The organism is Actinomycetospora sp. ABD4_176, assembly GCF_056311855.1.
The window spans coordinates 5,683,601-5,702,943 of sequence record NZ_CM149974.1 but is presented as its reverse complement, the minus strand read 5'-3'; the positions used below and the strand labels follow the sequence as shown (position 1 = coordinate 5,702,943).

Sequence of the window (19,343 nt, the reverse complement as noted above, 5' to 3'; positions counted from 1 at the left end):
TGCCGGACTGTGCCGACGGCCTGCGTCCCGAGCCGGGCCGCTGGCGGCTTCACCCTGCTCGCCACAGGCCGCACCTCGCTCACGCGTGCGGTCGGCCTTCGATCGAAGTGTCTGGACCAGGACGGTCGCGCCACCGCTCGGCCCCCGCGCTCGGGCGCCGGCGCCCACGCAGCCTCGTGAAGCGGAGTCTCACCTGGTGCGTGGCATCGCTCAGATGAGGTTGGCGTCGGCGAGGAGCTCTTCGATGTAGGTGCCCTGAATCCTCTTGAGGCCCCACTTCTCGAGGATCGAGACGACGAGCGGCGTCTCGATCTCGGAGAGCTTCTTGCGGTCGTTGAGGTAGTAGACGGTGCGCAGGAGCATGCGTGCGTCGAAGGCGGAAGCGAACACCTCCGGCACGCCGCGGTCGACGTCGAGCAGGGTGTAGACGGCCTCCATGGCCGTGCGCACCGAGTACTCGGTGGTGAAGACGGTGTCGCGCTCGGTCTCGGCGAAGTTGCCGAGGAAGGCGAGGTTCTTCGAACCGTCGGGTACCACCTGGGGCCTGTCGCCCAGGGATCGGGGCATGAAGTACGAGGTGATGTAGGGCATGTAGCAGGGGATGGTGCGCGCCGACGTGGTCGCCAGGTCGACGATCTCGTCCTCCGGGACGCCGAGGTGGTACAGCCATTCCTGGCACAGCTCCGAGCCGGTGCACTCGGTGATCGGCTTGCGGACGAAGTCCCCCGGGCGGTCAGAGAAGAGCCCGTAGAGCCAGACGATGACCTGGTCGGCTCGCTGTGCGGCGAAGTGGGGCTGCCGGCTGATGCTGAAGCCGTAGAGCCAGCTGGAGTCGGTGATGTTGACCGGTCCGCTGGTGACGATGGAGCCGCTGCGGGGGTCGACCTGGGTGATGCGCTCGATGTAGGGGAGCACTCGATCGTCGGTGAGCGTCACGGTCGCCGAGATGACCCAGTTGGCCTCGGGGACGTTCTCGCAGAACTTCTCCGGCTTGCCGAACTCCGGGTCTTGGGCGGCGAGGTTCTTCCACAGCTTCCAGCTGCTGCCGAGGTCACGGCGTCGCGGAGCGGGCGAGTCGTTGTCGCCGAAGGAGGTGCTCTCCGTGATCGATCCGTTCGTCACGAAGACGAGGTCGTCCTCGGTGAGATCGAGGGTCTGCTCCTGGCCCTCGACGTCGAGGACGAGCGCCTTGGCGACCTTCGCCCCGTCGACGTCGTCCACGACCACGTTGGTGACCTGGGTGCCGTAGCGGATGGTCACGCCCTGATCCTGCAGGTATGCCGTGAGCGGGCGGATCAGCGATTCGTACTGGTTGTACTGCGTGAATTTGAGTGCGCTCATGTCGGACAACGTGCTGATGTGGTGCACGAAGCGCATCAGGTACCGGCGCATCTCCATCGCGCTCGCCCAGGGCTCGAACGCGAACATCGTGGCCCAGTACATCCAGAAGTTGGAGGCGAAGAACTCCGCGCTGAACACCTCGTCGATACGGGTGTCGCCGAGGTCCTCCTCCTTCGTCAGGCAGAGGTGGAGGATCTCCTTGATGGCCTCCTGACTGAGGGTCAGCAGCCCGTCGGTCTCGAGGCGTTCTCCTCGATTGTGGATGAGACGGCACCGGGAGTGGCTCGGGTCGTGCTTGTTGAGCCAGTAGAACTCGTCGAGCACCGACACGCCCTCGGTCTGGAGCGAGGGAATCGATCGGAAGAGGTCCCACAAGGTCTCGAAGTGGGCCTCCATCTCGCGGCCACCTCGGATGACGAAACCCTTGTGGTCGTCGTAGATGCCGTCCATGCTCCCGCCCGGTACGGCGAGCTCCTCGAAGAAGTGGATGCGCTCGCCGGGAATCTGCGCATCGCGGATGAGGAACGCGGCGGCGGCGAGCCCGGCGAGCCCGGAACCGACGAAGTAGGCGGACTTCCGGTCCGCGCCGGCCGGCTTCGCCGGTCGCGCGAATGCCTCGAAATTGCCGTTGCTGCGGTACACGAGCGACTCCATCGCCACTGGTCGGACCGGAACCACCGGCAGACGACCTGAGGAGCCGATGGGATGGCTTTGCACGGTAGGCGACGAAGATCGACGTGTCCCTACCTACTCACGAGATTCCTCCGGACGGAGTCCGCCTGGGCACTATTCGTCCAAGGTGCTGCTCAGTGGGCGCCGCGTCGCCGCGACGCCGTTCTGTCCGGCCCTGAGAGCGAGGCCTGAGCGGGTGACCCGGCGAGCACGGTGACACTCCCGAGCGCCAGTAGAAGTCCGATCGCGAACATCGGCCACCAGCCGGCCCTCACGCTGTCCCCGAGCACCAGGAGCCCCACCAGTCCGGGGACGAGGGTCTCGGTGACCGCGAGGACCGCCACGACGGGCCCGACCGTCCCCCGGCCCAGCGCCACTGTGTACAGCCCCAGGCCCATCGCGCCGTACGCGGCGATCAGGTAGGTCAACGGATTGGTCAGCAGACCCGGGACGACCAGCTCGGCGGGCCCTTGGAGATGCACCAGGCGGACCGTGATGGCTGTCCCGCTGAAGGCGAGGCCGGCGAGCAGGGCCACCGGCCATGCCGCGCGGGTGTGGCGAACCGTGACGACTCCGGCCACCGCCACGATGAGGAGGCTGGCGACGAGCAGCGCGGTCCCCTCGCCGAGGGCCTGCGGGACCGCCGACGTGGTGGAGGCGGAGACCAGCAGCGCGAGGCCGAGGACGCTGGTGACCGCGGCGGCGACGTCGAGCCGACGCAGCGGGGTGTCGAGCACCCAGTGCGAGGAGATCACGGTGATCGCGACCTGACCGGCCACGATGGCCTGGACAGCGACGATGGGCATGTAGCGCAGCGCCACGACCGAGAGCACCCACCCGGAGGCGTCGAGCACGAGGCCCACCAGGTAGGTGGGGTGGAGGAAGACCGTCCGGGTGTGGGTCGTCCGGCGTGTCGCCGACGCCTCCAGCAGTGCCGCGCCGGCGTTCGCTCCGGCAGCCGCCAGCGCGACGACCAGACCGACGAGGAACACGGAAACCCCCTCGGGAGAAGCGATCGAACGGTCCGGTTCGCCCATCGTCGTCGCGGCTCGCGCCGATGCGCCTCCGGGATCATCCCCGACGTACGCCGCGCTCGTGCGGGGCGAGCGATCGACCGCGGCGCTGGCGCGACGGCGGCCCGCCGGTGGCCCCACGATTAAGGTGCGCGACATGGGGCTTCGCAGCGTCCTCGTTCCGCCGCTCCGTCTCGACGCGACCGACGAGGACCGGCTCCGGAGGCTCGGATTCGTCATCGTCACGCCGTCGGCGAGCGTGGTCGTCTCGGGGAACGGCCCGGCACCTGGCGATGAGGGAACGACCCCTGATCTGGCCGAGGCCATCCTCCTGGGAGGGCGAGCGGGCGCGATCTCGACCGTCGTCGGACGCGGGACGGAGCCGCGGGGCTGGCGGCGTGAGGGGGCGGCACGGCTCGAGGCGGTGACGAACGCCCTCCGCGTCACGCCGCTGCTCGGCCCGCTCGCTCTCGTCGTCCTGCCTGCCCGGTCGGCTCCGAGACCCGGGGCGGTCGCGGTTCTCTCGCCGGCGGGATCGGTCTCGTCCCACGAGATCTATGTCGGGGCCGCGCTGGCAGCGTCCTCCGGTCGACGCGTCGAGCACCTGAACGGCCGCGGCACCGCGGGGTCGGCGATCCACTGGGGGGTGCCCGGCCGAGCCGCGGTGCGCGCTGCGTCCCCTGACTGGCACGAGCGGGCGGCCCCCCGCCCGGAGCGTGCGCTGGCGACGCTGTCGACGCGTCCGGCGGTCATCGTCGTGCCCGTTCTTTCCGGCGCGGTGCACGCGGCGCCGGTCGTCGCCGATCACCCCGACGCCGACGTCGTCCTGCTCTTCGACGTCGCCCACGCACGGCACGGTCCGACGGTGGCCCGGCAGGTGGCCTCGATCGTCGAGAACGCGGCGGGCGTCGAACTGAGCTTCGCCGAGGTCGGTTCGGACCATGGTGCGTCCGAACCCGGCCCCGCACCGGTTGTCGAACCGACGACCCGCGACGATGCCCGCCGGTCGGTGCGTGCGTCCGACGTGATCCACGTCCGCCTGACCGATGTCGCCCTCGAGCTGACGAACCGCACGACGCAGCAGGTCCACCTCCGCGTGACCCTCGGCGCCGCGTCGGGCTCGCAGCGCGTCCGGGCGGTGTTCGAAGCCTCTCTGGAGGCCGGCGAGACGCACGCCGAGCCGACCGACACGGTCGCCGGCGTCGCGGACCTCGCCTCACCGACCCGGGTGGTGTGGCACGGCAGCCACGGCACGGACGAGGTGTACGAGGGCGGCGAGCGTCGCATACTCGCCGTCGAGACCGCCGTGGTCGATGCCGCCGGCGTCGTCCGTGGGCGGCGCCGGGACGACGCCCCGAACGGTGTGGATTTCTCGATCACCGCGCGCGCTCTCACCACCCTGGTCGGCGAGGAGCCGGCCCGCCCGGCGCTCCCCGAGCCCGCCCCCCACACGGCTGCGCGCTCCGCGACGCAGGACCTCTTCGCCGCCCTCGAGACGGCGCTCGCCGTGGGCGCGGATGTCCTGGCCCGCCATCACCGCTGACCGGCGCCGAGAACGGTCAGCTTCGCTCGAACCGGACCCGAATCTTCACGAGCGCGGAGTACACGCTCTCGCGGTCGCTCAGGTACTGCGCGATCGTCGCGGCGTCCGCGTCACCGCTCAGCGGTACCTGCCCGATCGCGAGCACGATGTAGCGGCGGCCGATCGCGTGGCCGGTCCACTCGTCGGTGACCGGGTGGTCCAACCACACCCCGTCCGGGGTGCAGAGCTCGACCCGCATGGCCCGCAGCGAGGCGTAGAGCGTGTCGGTCCCGATGGGCAGGATGTCGCCGTCGGCGTCGAGGCGCTTGAGGCCCAGACCGGCGACCGCATCGGCGAGTGTGCCGTCGTCCGGCGTCGCGATCGGGTGCACGAGCACGAAGGCGGTGGGCTCGCCGAACGGGTTGGGTGCCGACCATGTCGTCATGCCGATCTCGAGGGTGGACGAGGTGGAGGGGCTCGGCTCACTCACGGCGGGAGAGTATCGGGCGCCCGTCGGTCTCGGCGCCCTTCCAGGGGGGTTGCGTGGGCGCGCGTGAGCATCGGTTCCAGGTCGGCCAGTTCGTCCGCCAGTTCCCTGAGGGCGGGGTTCTCGGTGTCCTCGCCGCTGCGCGGCGGGGAGGGGGCACGGTGCTCGTGGTCCTGGCTCCCACGCCGGCTGAGCACGGCGAGCTCGTCCGCCAGGTCGGAGAGCACGGTGACGTCGGAGGTCGTGGGGCCGGGGACGCGTGAGGCGGACGCGTCGGTGATCCGGTCGGCGACCCGCTCGGCCGCGGTCACCACGGGGATCCATGCCCACGCCTCCGCGCCCGCCGGTGGCGGTTCGGAGAGCGTGCGCTGGAGGTTGGCGGCCGTGTCGGAGAGCCTCCGGTAGGCCGTCCGCCGGGCTGTGGCGATGGTGGTCGTCGCGGCGCCGGCAGCCACGTCGCGGGCGTACTGCGTGAGGGCGGTGAGGGCGTCCTCGAATCGCGCCGCGAGGCGCGGGTGGCGGGCCGACGGCCAGATCAGGTAGCCGGCGACGATGGCGATGAGTCCGCCGAGAACCGTGGTCCCGATCCGGGCCCACGTCAGACCGACGATCGAGGCATCGGGCGCGACGAGATCGATGAGGATCATGACGAGCGGGGTGAGGAAGAGGGCCTGCAGGGCGTAGGACCGGGCCATGCCCCAGGGCAGGCAGGCCGCGAGCAGCGCAATCGCGACGCCGACCCCGACCGTGTCGTGCAGGAGGAGACCGACGACGACCGCGATGGCGGCTCCGGCCACCGTTCCGACGCTGCGCAGCACGGCCCGGCCGAAGACGGAACCGAGGTCGGGCTTCATCACCAGCGCCACGGTCAGCGGTATCCAGTACCCGTGCGGCACCGGGAGCAGGAAGTAGGCGGCGTAGGCCAGCGCGGTGCACAGGCCGACCACGCCTGCCGCGGCGAGGAGGTCCGGTCCGGGCGGCGCAAGCCGTGCGCGCGGACCCGTCGCTCGAGAGGGTGAGGGTGAGGTCGGCGCAGCGTCGCCTTCCCAGATCGCGTCTTCGAGCATCGCGAGCCGCACCAGGGTCCCGGGCGCCGCTGCTCGTGGTGGGGGGCGGAGACGCCGCGAGACCGCCGTCGCGCACTCTCGGAGTCGCTCCGCAGCCGCCGCGGAGAGGGCCGGGTCGGCGTCGTGGGCGAGGAGCCGCGCGAGCAGCTGGTCCGCGGCTCTCGAGATGCGCGCGGCGCGCTCGTACTCGGCGAGGGGACCCTGAGCGGTGCCTCGACGTACGAGCGCGATGCGGTCGAACTCGTCGATCGCGCCGAGCGCGCTGGCGCGGAGGGCACTGAGATCGGTCGAGGTGGTCGCGGCGCCGTCGGACAGATCGGCGAGGGCCTGCAACAGCGCCCCGAGCGCGGTGCGCTCCGGGCGCCGGCGGTCGACCGCCATCTCGACGCCGAGCAGCAGGACGTAGAACACGGCGCCCGCCAGGAAGAGCACCGCGGGCCACCAGTACGGAGCCGCAGCCTCGACGCCGATGGCGATGGCACCGATGAGCATGGCCTGCATGGCGGCCACGGATACCGGCCCCGAGTAGTTGCTCACGACGCTCCCGGCGAACGCCACCGCGGTCATGACCACGACCGTGACGAGCGGTGGGAGCCCTGATAGCACCCCGAAGAAGTAGGAGAGGGCCGCTACCGGCGTCACGATCGCGATCTGCCGTAGCCGTGAGGTGTACGACACGGATCGCTCGCCTGCCGTCAGCAGCAGCGTTCCCATGGCCAGCCACATGCCGACGACGGCGTGCCCCATCAGGGAGGCCACGACCACCGGGCTGCCGACGCCGATCGCCGCACGGACGGATCGTCCGACCGGCCAGGTGGCCGGTGCCTGGCGGGCCAGGGCGCGCAGCCACAGCGATGGTCGCCACGGCGGGGCGCCCGGCCCGTCCTCGGTGCCGGTCGTACGGGACGGCGGCCTCGGGTCGGTCACGCGAAGGAGCCGCCCGGAGTGGGGTCCACGTCACGGAACTTCCGGCTGGAGGCGACGGCCACGAGGATCAGGGCTATCACCGCCGGGATGAAGATCGAGGCGCCGTTGGCGACGACTCTGTCCACCAGGAACCCGAGCGCCCCGCCGCCGGCGAATCCGAGCAACGTGAGGAAGAAGATCCCCGACCACATCAGGTTCGGCTCGCCGTTGATGCCCTTCCTGTTGAACAGCGACTGGATCAGGAAGTTGAACGCCATCTGCACGACGAAGGTGACCGCCACGTTCCCGTACAGCATCCCGTGGTTCTTGTGGAACGCGTTGCCCTGCGCCCCGGCGACGAAGCTGATGGCGATGGCGATCCAGTGCGCCGTCGCGGAGTGGTCCCTCGTGAGGTCGAGTGCCGTCCCCGCCGCGGGTCCCTCACCGACCAGGGAGAGGGCGAGCACGCCGAGAATGATCAGGAGAACGGCCTGAGTGGCGAGGACGGCCACGGTCATGATGCGCCCGCTGCGCAGCAGCGACGTCATGAGAACACCGCACGCCGCCGACCCCAGACCGAAGGCCAGGACCGAGAGTGCGGGGAAGCTGAACTTCTCCCAGTTGCCTTGGACCGCCCAGTAGCCGAGGGAGACCATGTTCCCGGACTGGACGGTGGAGAAGGTCGACGCATTGGCCAGGGTCCAGGCGTTCAGGCTCCCCGCCATCAACGCCAGGAGGAAGCCGACCCCCGGGAGCTCCATGAGCGGGAAGCGGACCCGTTCCGGATGGTCCTGGATGACCTGGACCCCGGCCGCCGACGCGGACGTGGACATCTGCGCTCCTCGAGGACTCGGTCAGCTGAAGACGTCTGCGGCAGTAGGCGGAGGCCGGCGCCCGGCGGGTGGTTCGCCTTCCGTCTCCCGGGTGGCGTCCCGAAGTGCCGCCACCGCTCGGGTGACGTGGACGAAGCGCCTGAGGTGCTCGTCGAGGACCGACGTCACGAGATCGCTCGCCGGCAGCTTCCCGTGGTCGAGCACGAACGTGAGCCCGTACGGATTGCCGTTGATCTTGTTGATCGTCGCGTTCGCGGTGCTGGGCGGGACCAGCAGGCAACCCCACGCGGCTCCGACGGCATTGAGGTCGTCGACGACGCGCTCCTGGCCCGCGTGTGCGAAGCCCGAGGTGGCCATCGCGGTGAACGTCTTGTCGAGGTAGGCGCCTGCGACGGCGGCGTCGTGGTTCTGGTCGATGAACGCCTTGATCGAGGCCGAGGGCAGACCGGTGTGCGAGGGCGAGCCGAACACGTAGCCGTCGGCCCAGGCGAGGTCGTCGGCGGTGGCGAGCTCGGCGTGCTCGGCGGACGGCTGGGCCTCCGCCGGCAACGCGACCTCGTGGACGCGGCGGACCCGGACCTCGGCGCCGACCGCGCCGAGGGAGGAGCCGACCAGGTTCGCCAGCTCGGCATTCGCGCCGAACAGGCTCGCGAAGACGCAGAGGATGCGAGCCACGGCGCTACTTCTTCACCTTGGACTGGTCGTACCAGATGACCGGCGCGGGACGGTCATCGGTCGGCAGCGACTCGACGAACTGGGTGGTCACGTTGAGGTGGTCGGCGACGATCTTGGCCGGGTTGGACGCCAGCCACTTGTTGGCCGAAACGTCGGAGTACTCCGGGTACTTGAACACCTCGACGAAGATGAGCTTCTCGTCGCCGATGTTCTGCACGTAGTGACCGGCGACGAGGGGGACGATCCCGACGTCGCCGGCAGTGAAGTCGAACGTGCGGGCCAGGCCGTTCGAATCGAAGATCGACATGCGCGCCTTGCCCTGGATGTAGTACTGCCACTCCGCGGCCTTCGGGTGCCAGTGCAGTTCGCGCATGCCTCCCGGCTCGACCTCGACGAAAGCAGCCGAGATCGTCTTGGCCGCCGGGAAGGTGTTCACGTCGACGATCCGCACCCGTCCCGCCTCGGACTCGATCGGCGTGACGTCCTCCATGTGCAAGGTGAAGGGCGACGGGACCTTGCCACCGGGGACGGGGCGGTCGACGTCGGCGATCGGGCCGGGCAGCTCGGCCGGGAAGATGTACTTCTCGGACGTCGGGAAGACGCTGATCTCGCCCTCCGTCTTCTTCAGGTTCGCGGCGACCACGTCCTGGGGCATGTGGGCGAACCAGTCCGACAACAGGAAGGTGAAGTTCTCCGAGAAGTCGGGATCGCTGAACACCAGCAGGAACTCGACACCGTCGTCGAGGCCCTGGATGGAGTGGGGAAGGCCGGCCTCGAAGTTCCAGAGGTCACCGGCCTTGACGTCGTCGATGAACGACCGGCCGTGCTCGTCGACGGCCGTGACCCGGCAACTGCCGACCAGCACCAGGCCCCACTCGGCTTCCTTGTGCCAGTGCAGCTCGCGATAGGCGCCCGGCTCGAGGGCCATGTTGACGCCGGCCACGTCCTGCGACGCCGGGATCTCGCGGTTGGTGACCTCGCGCGCCCATCCACCCGTCTCCAGCCGCTGGTGGGAGTCGGAGAACGAGAACTTCATGTTCGCCATCGTTCCGTGATCGGTCGGAGGCGGAACGAGGATGTCGGGGTTCTCGCGGTCGCGCCAGATGTCGCGTGGACCGAGGTCCAGCCATCCCTTGTTGTCGGATGCGCGGATCGGCTGCGGGGTGGTCGCCTGATCGGTCATCGTGCCCCTTCGAGGCCGAGCGGGTGCGAGTGTGACGATGGAGATCCACCGACCAGCGCAACGTAGCGGCGACCGCCTTGCATCTCAGTCGTCCGGCGCAATATCGCCCTCGAAGTCGGCACGGAATCGAGGTTTGCTCGCTCCTCGTGATCAGCGTGCGGGGACCGTCGGCCGCCGCGACCTCCCGAGCTCGACGAGCTGACCTGGGCCTGAGCTGCACCGCGGCCGTCGTCGATGCTTCGGACCGTACGTTCGCCGAACCCTCGTTCACCCGACGGGGGGCTTGGTCCTTCCCGAGACGTGCACGATGGTGATCTCTGGACGATGACCGGGCACGCAGTCCGTCCGACATGGGGGGGCCATGGGAGGTGCGACGGAACCCGCTGCCGGTGAGCGGCCGAGAGACGGGGGCCGCGCGCCGGCCGCCGCGACTCCCCTGGGTCGGCCGCCCTCCGACGGTGCGCCGCGTGCGGTCGCCTTCCAGAGGTGCGCGATCCTCGTGGATTCTCTCGAGGCGGTCCGGCGCGGCTGGCGGGCGCTCTCGCCCTACGAGCCGAGAGCTCTCCTGGTCCACACGCGTCGAGGTGGCGGCGGTCAGCCGGTCGCCGGATCACCGTGCCGAGCACGCTCGCTGCTGTTGACACGTCCGGACGCCGAGAGCGCCATCTCGGAAGACGCCGCCGTGGTGGCCCTCGCGGTTCCGCAGGCGCGACTGACAAGCCCTGCGCTACCACCTGCGACCGTCGTCGACGAGACGCCCCTCGTGCGCGCCTCGCGCTCCATGCTGGAGACCCTCGCCGAGGAACTACCGGCTATCGGTAGGCCCGAGCCCGGCCTCGACGACGTCTTCGTCGGCATGGTGCGCAGCATCCTGGCGGGCCTCCCCGTCCCCACCACCGCCGATTACGGCGGAGAGGCACTCGTGGCGCGTCTGGAGTCCCTGATCGAGGCGCGGCACGGCGACCCGAACCTCGACGTGACCCAGATCGCGCGCGAGCTCCACACCAGCCGCCGCAATCTGTACCGCCACGCCCCGAGTAGTGGCGTGGCCGCCATGCTGACGCAGCGCAGGATCGCGACCGCGACGGAACTGCTCGAGAACCACCCTGAACTCTCGGTGGCCGAGGTCGCCGAGCGCTCGGGCTTCACCAGCGTTTCCCGCCTCCGTGGCCAGTTCTTACGCCGTACCGGCACCACGCCATCGTCCTACCGCTCGCGCGGGAGCGGTCCCGCTGGCCATGCGGAGGATGGGGGCGTCTCGCTGGCGGTGCCGATGCCGAGGGTGCCCCGGCAGCTGGCCCTCTCCATCTGTCGCGACGACGAGAACGCGGTGAGCTGACGCCGCCGGGAGAGGACCAGGTGCACTACAGCAGCGGCAACTACGAGGCATTCGCCCGCCCTCGCCCGCCGGCCGGCGTCGAGGGCAGGACGGCCTGGTTCGTCGGGGCCGGCCTCGCCTCGCTCGCGGGAGCAGCCTTCCTCATCCGCGATGCGCAGATGCCCGGCGACAAGATCACGATCCTGGAGCGCCTCGCCCTCCCCGGCGGGGCCCTCGACGGGATCAAGGAACCGAGGAAGGGCTTCGTCGTTCGCGGGGGCCGCGAGATGGAGAACCACTTCGAGTGCCTCTGGGACCTCTTCCGTTCCATCCCCTCGATCGAGGTCGACGGCGCTTCGGTCCTCGACGAGTTCTACTGGCTGAACAAGGACGACCCCAACTCCTCGCTCCAGCGCGCGACGGTCGACCGAGGTCAGGACGCCCACACCGACGGCCTGTTCACGCTCGGCCGGCACGGCCAGCGCGACGTCATCCGCCTCTTCCTGGCGACGCGGGAGGAGATGGAGGGCAAGCGGATCGACGAGGTGGTCGGGGAGGAGTTCCTGACCAGCAACTTCTGGCTGTACTGGCGCACGATGTTCGCCTTCGAGCAGTGGCACAGCGCGTTGGAGATGAAGCTCTATCTCCACCGCTTCATCCACCACATCGGCGGCCTTCCGGACTTCTCGGCACTGAAGTTCACGAAGTACAACCAGTACGAGTCCTTGGTTCTCCCGCTCTATCGCTGGCTGCTCGACCACGGTGTCGTGTTCCGCTTCGACACCGAGGTGACCGACGTCGACTTCCACATCACCCTGGACGCCAAGGTGGCCACGCGCCTGCACTGGGTCGCCGACGGCGCCGAGGATGGTGTGGACCTCGGCGCGGACGACCTGTTGTTCATGACGATCGGCTCACTCACCGAGAACTCCGACGACGGCGACCACCACACGCCGGCCCGGCTCGACGAGGGGCCGGCGCCGGCCTGGGACCTGTGGCGGCGCATCGCCGCGAAGGACCCGGCGTTCGGGCGCCCCGACGTCTTCGGTGCCCACATCCCGGAGACGAAATGGGAGTCGGCCACCGTCACCACCCTGGACGCCCGCATCCCGGAGTACATCCGGCGAGTGTGCAAGCGCGACCCGTTCAGCGGCAGAGTGGTGACCGGCGGCATCGTCACCGTCAAGGACTCACGCTGGTTGCTGAGCTGGACGGTCAACCGACAGCCACACTTCAAGCAGCAGCCCTCCGACCAGATCGTGGTCTGGCTCTACTCGCTGTTCGTCGACACCCCGGGTGACTACGTCGACAAGCCCATGCAGGAGTGCACCGGGGAGGACATCACGCGGGAGTGGCTCTACCACCTCGGCGTCCCCCTGGAGAGCATCGACGAGATGGCCGCGACCGGCGCGAGGACGGTGCCGGTGATGATGCCCTACGTCACGTCGTTCTTCATGCCCCGGCGGGCGGGGGATCGCCCGGACGTCGTTCCTGACGGAGCGGTGAACTTCGCCTTCATCGGCCAGTTCGCCGAGACCGGTCGCGACTGCATCTTCACCACCGAGTACTCCGTCCGCACCCCGATGGAGGCGGTGTACCAGCTGCTCGACATCGAGCGCGCGGTGCCCGAGGTGTTCGCCTCCACCTACGACGTGCGCTCGCTCCTGGCGGCCACGGGACGCCTGCGTGACGGCGAGGAGATGGCGCTGCCCGCCCCGCATCTTCTCCGCCGTTGGCTGCTCGACAAGCTGGACGACACCGAGATCGGCGGGCTGCTCGCACGGTACGGTCTCGTCGCCCAGGACGACTGATCTCCCGACGGATGCGAGGCGGCCCGATCCGGTCCGGTCCGATCCGGTCCGAGGAAGGAGCGCACTTGTCGTCCCCGGATCCCGAGATGTCCCCGGCCATGGGGCGAAGCCTCCTCGTCCTCGCGACACTCGCGATCGTCGCGGGCGCGGCCGCCGGTCTGGTCGGCGGCGCCTTCCGCTGGCTGTTGGTCCGCGCCGCCGAAGTGCGCACGGCCGGGGCCATCTGGGCCCATTCCGTTCCGTGGGGATGGGCGATCCCGGTCCTCGCCGCCGCCGCCGCGGCGGCCGCGGCGGCGGCCATCGTGCGGCTCTCACCGCGCGCAGCAGGTAGCGGCATCCAGGACGTCGAGGCCGTCGTGCGCCGTGAGGCCGACCCTCCTCCGATGTCCGTCGTGCCGGCGCGCTTCCTGGGCGGCGTCCTGTCCATCGGCAGCGGGATGGTGCTCGGACGGGAGGGGCCGACGGTCCATATCGCCGCCGCGCTCGGGGCCGGCACCGGACGCACGGCCCGGCTCGGTGACGAGGACGCCCGGGCCCTGCAGACCGCCATGGCCGGCGCGGGCCTCGCCGTCGCGTTCAACGCGCCCGTCGGCGGAGCCCTCTTCGTGCTGGAGGAGGTGACGAAGTCCGCGCGGCTCCGGTTCCTCGCGCCCACCCTCGCCGGGGTCGCGGTCGCGGTGGCCTGCGCTCGTCTGATCCTCGGCGACCATCCTGACTTCGCTGTCGGGGAGGTGCCGACGCCGTCCGCCGCAGTCCTCCCCCTGTTCGTCGTCTTCGGTGTCGTCGTGGGACTCGTCGGGGTCGGCTACAACGTCGTCGTCCTCCGGCTGCTGCAGTTCACCGACGGCCTGAACAAGATTCCTCCGATCGCGCGCGCTGGACTGATCGGCGGCGTCGTGGGGCTCCTGCTCTTCCTCGACCCCCGGTTCGTGGGCGGCGGAGACGACCTCACCCAGGCGCTGCTCGCCGGCCAGGCTCTCGCCCTCCCGGTCCTGCTGCTCTACCTCGCGGTCCGCTTCTTCGTCGGTCCCCTGTCCTATGCGGCCGGGACGCCCGGTGGGCTCTTCGCGCCCCTCCTGGCGCTGGGGGCACTCCTGGGATCGGGCTTCACCACGGTCGTCGAGCTCGCTCTACCGGCGCTCCCGCCGGGGTTCGCGCTGGGCATGGTCATCGTCGGCATGTCGACCCTGTTCGCCGCCGTGGTGCGCGCGCCGCTGACCGGCATCGCCCTGACCGTGGAGATGACAGCGATCACGACGGTCACGGTGCCCATGCTGCTGGCCGGGATCGCGGCGGTGATGACCGCGACGCTGCTCAGGTCCGCTCCGGTGTACGACAGCCTCCGCGAGCGGATGATCGGGGCCGGTCCGCGGTGATCCACCGATCGGCACCGAAGGTCTCAGAGGGCGCGCAGTGCCGGGGGCGTCCACCGCCCGGCGAGGGCGACGGGAGCCGGTGCGTAGAGACGCAGGACGAGGCGGAGCGGTCCAGGAGGCGTCGGCAACCAGTTGATACTCCGAGCGCCACCCGGATCCGTGGGGCCGACGAAGAGATCGAGCGACTGGTCCGGGTTGGTCCGCACACCCTGGCCGCGGAGCACGGACCGATCGTTGCCGTCGGTACCGGCCGTGATCGACCAGAATGCGCCTGCCGGCGGAAGCTGACCAGCGGGAAAGTGCACGGTGTAGTTCCTGTCCCCGGCGACCGGAGCGCCCGTCGCGTCCGAGACCGCAGTCACGGCCATCGCCTCCTCGAGGGGCACAGTCCCGGGACCGAGCATCGCGTCGCGTGCGCGCTCGCGGTAGCAGTTGCCGTAGACACCGAGAGGCGTCGAGGGGAGCCTCCATCCGTTGAGTACCTGGTCTCGGCCCTCGACTCCTGCGCGGCGCAGGTCGATCGAGTCGCGCGCGCCAGATCGGATCGCCGCGAGCTGGTCGTCGTCGAACCGCTTCGGATCGAACCCGACCTCGTCGAACCCCAGCCGTGCCAGTCGAGCCAGGACCGAGAAGTCGGTGGGATGGGGAGGGTAGACGGCCAGGAGGTCGGAGGCGAAGGCGAAATACTCGGTGGCGTCCAATCCATCGACGATCACCGTCCGGGCCCGGCTCAGGTCCACCGACGCCGGAGGCGCCGGACCACGCACGTTCGTCCACGGTGCCTCGCCGTCGATCGTCTTGAGGGAGAGCCCACGCTCGAACTCGTGGCGCTCTCCGCCAGGTGCCCCACCATTGCTCTGCACCAGAGCGATCAGCCGCATGACCGGTGTCGGGACATGGATCGGTTGCGCGTCAACGGGCAGCGGCCCTCGCCAGGCGGGCGAGATCAGCGCGATCCGGGTCGCGCCATCCCCCGTGGTCCGGCTCCCCGATGCCGCGAAGACGTCGCTCCACATGTCCAGCATCACGAGCATGTAGTGATGCCCCCCGCTCTCCGGCACGTCGAGCACGAGAGGTCCATCGGAGAGGTCGAGCCAGGCGTCGGAGCAGCGCATGTCGGCCTGTGGCTCACCCAACGGTCGTGGCGCCGTTCCGGCTCCCGCTCGGCCGTGGCTGAACGTGTTCGATGCGGAGACGGCTTCCTCGACGCCGATCTCCTGCCACCGACCGATCTCCATCGTCACCAACGGGTAGAAGTACGTGTGGGCCTCCGCCGCGATGGCGCGCAGATCGGCGGACGGCAGGCTGATCTCCGCGTGGTCCGCGCTCCGCCTGCTGAACAAGTGCCTCAACCGCGACGCTCCCCGACCGCCGCCCACCCCGCCCGCTCGGGCGCTCTCGTCACGCCACCCGAGACGCGGACCCGACGACTCCGACACCATGCCCCTCACCTCTGGGCGACCCGACGGCAAGATCAAGCCCGCGCGTTCGACACCGCCCCGTACTCCATCAACACAGTAGCCCGGCGGAGCGCGCCACGACTCTGATGCCCTACACAGGGTGCACATGCCCGCCTCACGCTGTCGGATCTCCAGAAGCTGCGGGCGTCGAGCGACGAGTCTGATCCACGAAAAGGACGAGAGAGTGGCCGCGACTGAGGGAGTCTTTCGTCCGGGACGGCGTATCGACATCCCGTCGGTTCCCAACCTCCGGGACATCGGGGGCTATGAGACGGCGGGCGGCGGGCGGGTCCGCCCAGCGCAGCTCTACCGGTCGACGGAGCTGAGCCACCTCCGAGACGACGAGGACCTCGAACGGTTCTCAGCGCTCGGCGTCCGTGTCGTGCTCGACCTGCGCACGGCACCTGAACGTGAAGCCGAGCCCGACGTCGCCCTGGTGGGCACCGATCACGTGGTCTGTGACGTACTGGGGGGCTCCCAGGGCGCGCCTCCTGCCCACGTTCTCGACTTCCTGTCGAACCCGGCGCAGGCCGAGAAGGTCCTCGGCGACGGGAAGGCGACGGAGCTGTTCGAGCGTGCCTACCGCGAGATCGTGAGCTCGCCGGGCGCGCTCGCGGCCTACCGCAAACTCTTCACCACGATCGCTGACGACAGCCGCCGGCCTGCGCTGTTCCACTGCACGACCGGCAAGGATCGCACCGGTTGGGCCGCCGCGGCGACACTCCTGTTGCTCGGCGTCTCGATCGAGGACGTGCTGCACGACTACGAGCTGACCAATCGCGACCTGTTGCCCGCGCTCAAGCCGGTGTTCGAGCACTTCCGCGCCGCCGGCGGTGACCCGCGCCTGCTCGAGCCGGTGCTCGGGGTACGGGCCGACTACCTGCGCGTGGCACTCGATGAGATGGGTACGGCGTTCGGCCCGATCGAGGCCTACTTCGCGGACGGTCTCGGCATCGACGAGGATCAGCAGAACCACCTGCGTGACGTTCTGGTCCTCAGGGACTGAAGCTCCTCGACGTCGCGCCGCGCGGGGCCACCTGCACGACCGGCCGCGACCAACGTCCGAAGGCACGCAGGGCCCGAATCTGCTCGAGCCGCGGCCTCCGTTCGGGTGACCGGCAAAGATCACCTTGGGGGATTGATGGGAGGTCACCGACGCTGTAAAGATAGGTGGCCCGTGCGTCGTCGAAAGCAGACATGATGGCAACCGAACTCCTGCACCGCCTCCAGTTCGGCATGACCATCTCCTTTCACTTCATCTTCCCTCCGATGTCTCTCGGACTCGGACTGCTCCTCATCATCTTCGGAATTCAGTCGGTGCGCACGAACGACCCCAAATGGCGGCGCCTTTCCCTTTTCTGGACCAAAGTCTACGGGCTGATCTTCTCGATGGGCATCGCGACGGGGATCGTCCAGGAGTTCCAGTTCGGGACCAACTGGTCGGTGTACTCGCGATTCGTCGGGAACATCTTCGGCGCACTGCTGGCCGCCGAAGGAATTTTCGCCTTCATGCTCGAGGGCGGATTCCTGGGGTTGATGATCTTCGGAGGGGCGAGGCTGGGAAATCGGCTGTGGCTGTTCGCCACGACCATGGTGGTGGCAGGAGCGACCTTCAGCGCCACGTGGATCATCATGGCGAACTCCTGGATGCAGACGCCTCGCGGATACGTGGTCCGCGACGAAGGCAATGGGCCTCAGGCCTTCATGCAGAGTTTCGCGGAGGTCGTCTTCACGCCCTCGTTCGGGCCGCGGTTCTTCCACACCCTCGTCGCGTCGTGGATGGTGGGGGCTGCGCTGGTGCTGAGCGTCGCGGCCTTCTACCTGCTCAAACAACGACACATCGATCTGTCGAAGACGATGGTGCGCGTCGCTCTGCCTGTCTTCGCCGTGCTCGCGCCGCTGCAGGTGATCCTCTTCGGCGCCAATCAGGCGACCGAGGTCGCGGACTATCAGGCCGTGAAGCTCGCTGCGATGGAGGGCGTGTACACCACACAGTCCTGTGCACCCATGACCATCGTGGGATGGACGGACCCGCAGACGCAGACGACGACCGGCCTCAAGGTCCCCTGCCTGCTCAGTCTCCTCGTCGGAGAGAGCCTCGATACGCCGGTTCAAGGCCTCAACGAGTTCCCGCGTGACGAATGGCCCAATGTCGGGCTCGTCTTCCAGATGTACCACATCATGATCCTTCTCGGGATGCTCTTCGTCGCCATCGGAGTGGTCGGGCTCTTCTTGTGGTGGCGCAGGGGCAAGCTGTGGAACACGCGATGGATGTTGTGGGTCCTCGTCGGGACCATCGTCCCCGTCCACGCCGCGATCCTCACCGGTTGGTGGACGGCCGAGTTCGGGCGCCAGCCGTGGATCGTCTGGCAGGAGCTCCGCACCGTCGACGCGGAGAGCCCCTTCGTGTCGACCGGCGAGGTGGCGTTCTCCGTCGTGATGTTCGCTGTGCTCTACACCGTGGTGCTCGTCCTCTTCCTGTTCCTCCTGGACCGCAAGATCAGGGTAGGGCCTCCGGCCACCCCTCTCGAGACCGACGTGGAATCACTCCCCGACAGTTTCGGTGAGATCTTCCGAAATCCGCCACACCGGGCGTCGAGCGAGGACGACCCCGCCGATGACGCAACGCCCTCCGGAGTCAAGTGACATGTGGCTGAATACGACGTGGTTCATCCTGTACGTGTTCGTCATCGGCGGCTACGTCATCCTCGACGGGTTCGATCTCGGTGTCGGCATGCTCGCCCCCGTCGTCGGCAAGGACGAACACGATCAGCGCATCCTGCTCAACAGCATCGGTCCGGTCTGGGACGGCAACGAGGTGTGGCTGGTGCTCGGTGGTGGCGCGCTGTTCGCCGCCTTCCCTCTCGTCTACGCCTCGCTGTTCAGCGGGTTCTACCTGGCCATGATGCTCGTCCTGCTCGTCCTGATCCTGCGGACCGTCGCCGTCGAGTTCCGCTCGAAGCGCCCGGGCCAGGGTTGGCGGTCGACATGGGACTGGACCTTCTTCGGTTCCTCCCTCGGGATCACCGTTCTCCTGGGTGTCGCCCTGGGAAACGTCGTGCAGGGCGTCCCGGTCGACGCCCGGGGCGACATGGACATCGACCTGATCAGCCTGCTCAACCCGTACGCGATCGCCCTCGGCCTCGTGGCCGTGGTGATGCTCTCCCTGCACGGCGGTATCTACCTGTGCCTGAAGGTCGAAGATGACCTGCTCGAGCGTGTCCGGCGTCTCGTGCCGCGGCTGATGGTCGCGGCGTTCGTCCTGCTCACCCTCATCATCGGCTGGACCCTGCTGCTCGACGACAGGATCCCCCAGAACTTCCGCGAGCGGGCCTGGCTCGCCGTCTTCCCCCTGGCCGCGCTCATCGCGGCGATCACGGCCTGGCGGATGATCGGCCGGCAGCGATACCTGTCCGCGTTCGCCGCGTCCTCCACGATGATCGGATTCTTGTTGACGACGGTCGCAGCCGGGCTCTACCCGGTGCTCCTGCCCTCGTCGATCGATCCGGCCAACGACCTGACGATCTACAACGCGGCGTCGGCCGAACCCACCCTCTTGGTCATGTTCGTGATCGCCATCATCGGGATGCCGTTCGTGCTGCTCTACACCGCGGGGGTCTACTACTTCTTCCGCGGTCGGGTACGCCTCGACGAGCACAGCTACTGATCGGCGGCGGCG

Annotated in this window: 15 protein-coding genes; 7 read left to right on the top strand and 8 right to left on the bottom strand. The window is 69.2% G+C overall.

Going from position 1 to position 19,343, the window contains the following annotated elements:
* Positions 1-210: 210 nt before the first annotated feature.
* Positions 211-1,995 carry an oleate hydratase gene (locus ACYX4T_RS27650; protein ID WP_476012411.1) on the bottom strand — a complete coding sequence of 595 codons (1,785 nt, stop codon included), beginning with the start codon at positions 1,993-1,995 and terminating at the stop codon, positions 211-213.
* 152 nt (positions 1,996-2,147) lie between these two features.
* Complete coding sequence (locus tag ACYX4T_RS27645) at positions 2,148-3,005, bottom strand: hypothetical protein (RefSeq protein ID WP_476012410.1); 858 nt, start codon at positions 3,003-3,005, stop codon at positions 2,148-2,150.
* A 685-nt stretch (positions 3,006-3,690) separates the two neighbouring features.
* Here ACYX4T_RS27645 and ACYX4T_RS27640 point away from each other — a divergent pair.
* The gene (locus ACYX4T_RS27640) at positions 3,691-4,569 is read left to right on the top strand and encodes a hypothetical protein (protein ID WP_476012409.1); all 879 of its coding nucleotides are present in this window, start codon (positions 3,691-3,693) and stop codon (positions 4,567-4,569) included.
* 16 nt (positions 4,570-4,585) lie between these two features.
* Here ACYX4T_RS27640 and ACYX4T_RS27635 read toward each other — a convergent pair whose 3' ends face one another.
* From ACYX4T_RS27635 to ACYX4T_RS27615, 5 genes are read right to left on the bottom strand one after another with little or no spacing between them, the layout of a single operon-like run.
* Entirely contained in the window at positions 4,586-5,038 is a 453-nt protein-coding gene (locus tag ACYX4T_RS27635; RefSeq protein WP_476012408.1) for a hypothetical protein, read from the bottom strand.
* Positions 5,035-7,029, bottom strand: coding sequence for an FUSC family protein (locus ACYX4T_RS27630; RefSeq protein ID WP_476012407.1), 1,995 nt, complete (start codon positions 7,027-7,029; stop codon positions 5,035-5,037). The genes ACYX4T_RS27635 and ACYX4T_RS27630 overlap by 4 nt, the downstream gene beginning before the upstream one ends.
* Positions 7,026-7,841: a DUF1275 family protein gene (locus tag ACYX4T_RS27625; RefSeq protein ID WP_476012406.1), complete on the bottom strand. Its 816-nt coding sequence runs from the start codon at positions 7,839-7,841 to the stop codon at positions 7,026-7,028. The genes ACYX4T_RS27630 and ACYX4T_RS27625 overlap by 4 nt, the downstream gene beginning before the upstream one ends.
* A gap of 21 nt (positions 7,842-7,862) precedes the next feature.
* Positions 7,863-8,516, bottom strand: coding sequence for a flavodoxin family protein (locus tag ACYX4T_RS27620; protein ID WP_476012405.1), 654 nt, complete (start codon positions 8,514-8,516; stop codon positions 7,863-7,865).
* A 4-nt stretch (positions 8,517-8,520) separates the two neighbouring features.
* Positions 8,521-9,699, bottom strand: a complete 1,179-nt coding sequence (locus tag ACYX4T_RS27615; RefSeq protein WP_476012404.1) for a cupin domain-containing protein — start codon at positions 9,697-9,699, stop codon at positions 8,521-8,523.
* A 637-nt stretch (positions 9,700-10,336) separates the two neighbouring features.
* On the opposite strand from ACYX4T_RS27615, the gene ACYX4T_RS27610 reads away from it, so the two are divergent.
* The 3 genes from ACYX4T_RS27610 to ACYX4T_RS27600 all read left to right on the top strand — a co-directional run bounded on the left by ACYX4T_RS27610 (position 10,337) and on the right by ACYX4T_RS27600 (position 14,204).
* On the top strand, positions 10,337-11,038 hold the full coding sequence (locus ACYX4T_RS27610) for a helix-turn-helix domain-containing protein (protein WP_476012403.1): 702 nt from the start codon (positions 10,337-10,339) through the stop codon (positions 11,036-11,038).
* A 20-nt stretch (positions 11,039-11,058) separates the two neighbouring features.
* A complete protein-coding gene (locus ACYX4T_RS27605) occupies positions 11,059-12,828 on the top strand; it encodes an oleate hydratase (RefSeq protein WP_476012402.1) in 1,770 nt (589 codons plus the stop codon).
* A gap of 98 nt (positions 12,829-12,926) precedes the next feature.
* A complete protein-coding gene (locus tag ACYX4T_RS27600; protein WP_476012401.1) occupies positions 12,927-14,204 on the top strand; it encodes a chloride channel protein in 1,278 nt (425 codons plus the stop codon).
* Positions 14,205-14,227: 23 nt separating this feature from the next.
* Here the strand turns inward: ACYX4T_RS27600 and ACYX4T_RS27595 are convergent, their stop codons facing one another.
* Positions 14,228-15,547, bottom strand: coding sequence for a DUF1254 domain-containing protein (locus tag ACYX4T_RS27595; protein WP_476012400.1), 1,320 nt, complete (start codon positions 15,545-15,547; stop codon positions 14,228-14,230).
* Positions 15,548-15,848: 301 nt separating this feature from the next.
* Between ACYX4T_RS27595 and ACYX4T_RS27590 the strand changes: the two genes are divergently transcribed.
* From ACYX4T_RS27590 to cydB, 3 genes are all read left to right on the top strand, one after another.
* The gene (locus tag ACYX4T_RS27590) at positions 15,849-16,670 is read left to right on the top strand and encodes a tyrosine-protein phosphatase (RefSeq protein WP_476012399.1); all 822 of its coding nucleotides are present in this window, start codon (positions 15,849-15,851) and stop codon (positions 16,668-16,670) included.
* A gap of 164 nt (positions 16,671-16,834) precedes the next feature.
* Positions 16,835-18,310 carry a cytochrome ubiquinol oxidase subunit I gene (locus ACYX4T_RS27585; RefSeq protein WP_476012398.1) on the top strand — a complete coding sequence of 492 codons (1,476 nt, stop codon included), beginning with the start codon at positions 16,835-16,837 and terminating at the stop codon, positions 18,308-18,310.
* Position 18,311: 1 nt separating this feature from the next.
* Positions 18,312-19,331 (top strand): cytochrome d ubiquinol oxidase subunit II, encoded by a 1,020-nt coding sequence (gene cydB / locus ACYX4T_RS27580; RefSeq protein WP_476012397.1) that lies wholly within the window; start codon positions 18,312-18,314, stop codon positions 19,329-19,331.
* The last annotated feature ends 12 nt before the right edge of the window (positions 19,332-19,343 follow it).

Bases quoted from the DNA above. Each gene is read 5' to 3' on its own strand.
- ACYX4T_RS27615 (WP_476012404.1), bottom strand. From the start codon at position 9,699: ATGACCGATCAGGCGACCACCCCGCAGCCGATCCGCGCATCCGACAAC.
- ACYX4T_RS27600 (WP_476012401.1), top strand. From the start codon at position 12,927: ATGGGGCGAAGCCTCCTCGTCCTCGCGACACTCGCGATCGTCGCGGGC.
- ACYX4T_RS27625 (WP_476012406.1), bottom strand. From the start codon at position 7,841: ATGTCCACGTCCGCGTCGGCGGCCGGGGTCCAGGTCATCCAGGACCAT.
- ACYX4T_RS27650 (WP_476012411.1), bottom strand. From the start codon at position 1,995: ATGGAGTCGCTCGTGTACCGCAGCAACGGCAATTTCGAGGCATTCGCG.
- cydB (WP_476012397.1), top strand. From the start codon at position 18,312: ATGTGGCTGAATACGACGTGGTTCATCCTGTACGTGTTCGTCATCGGC.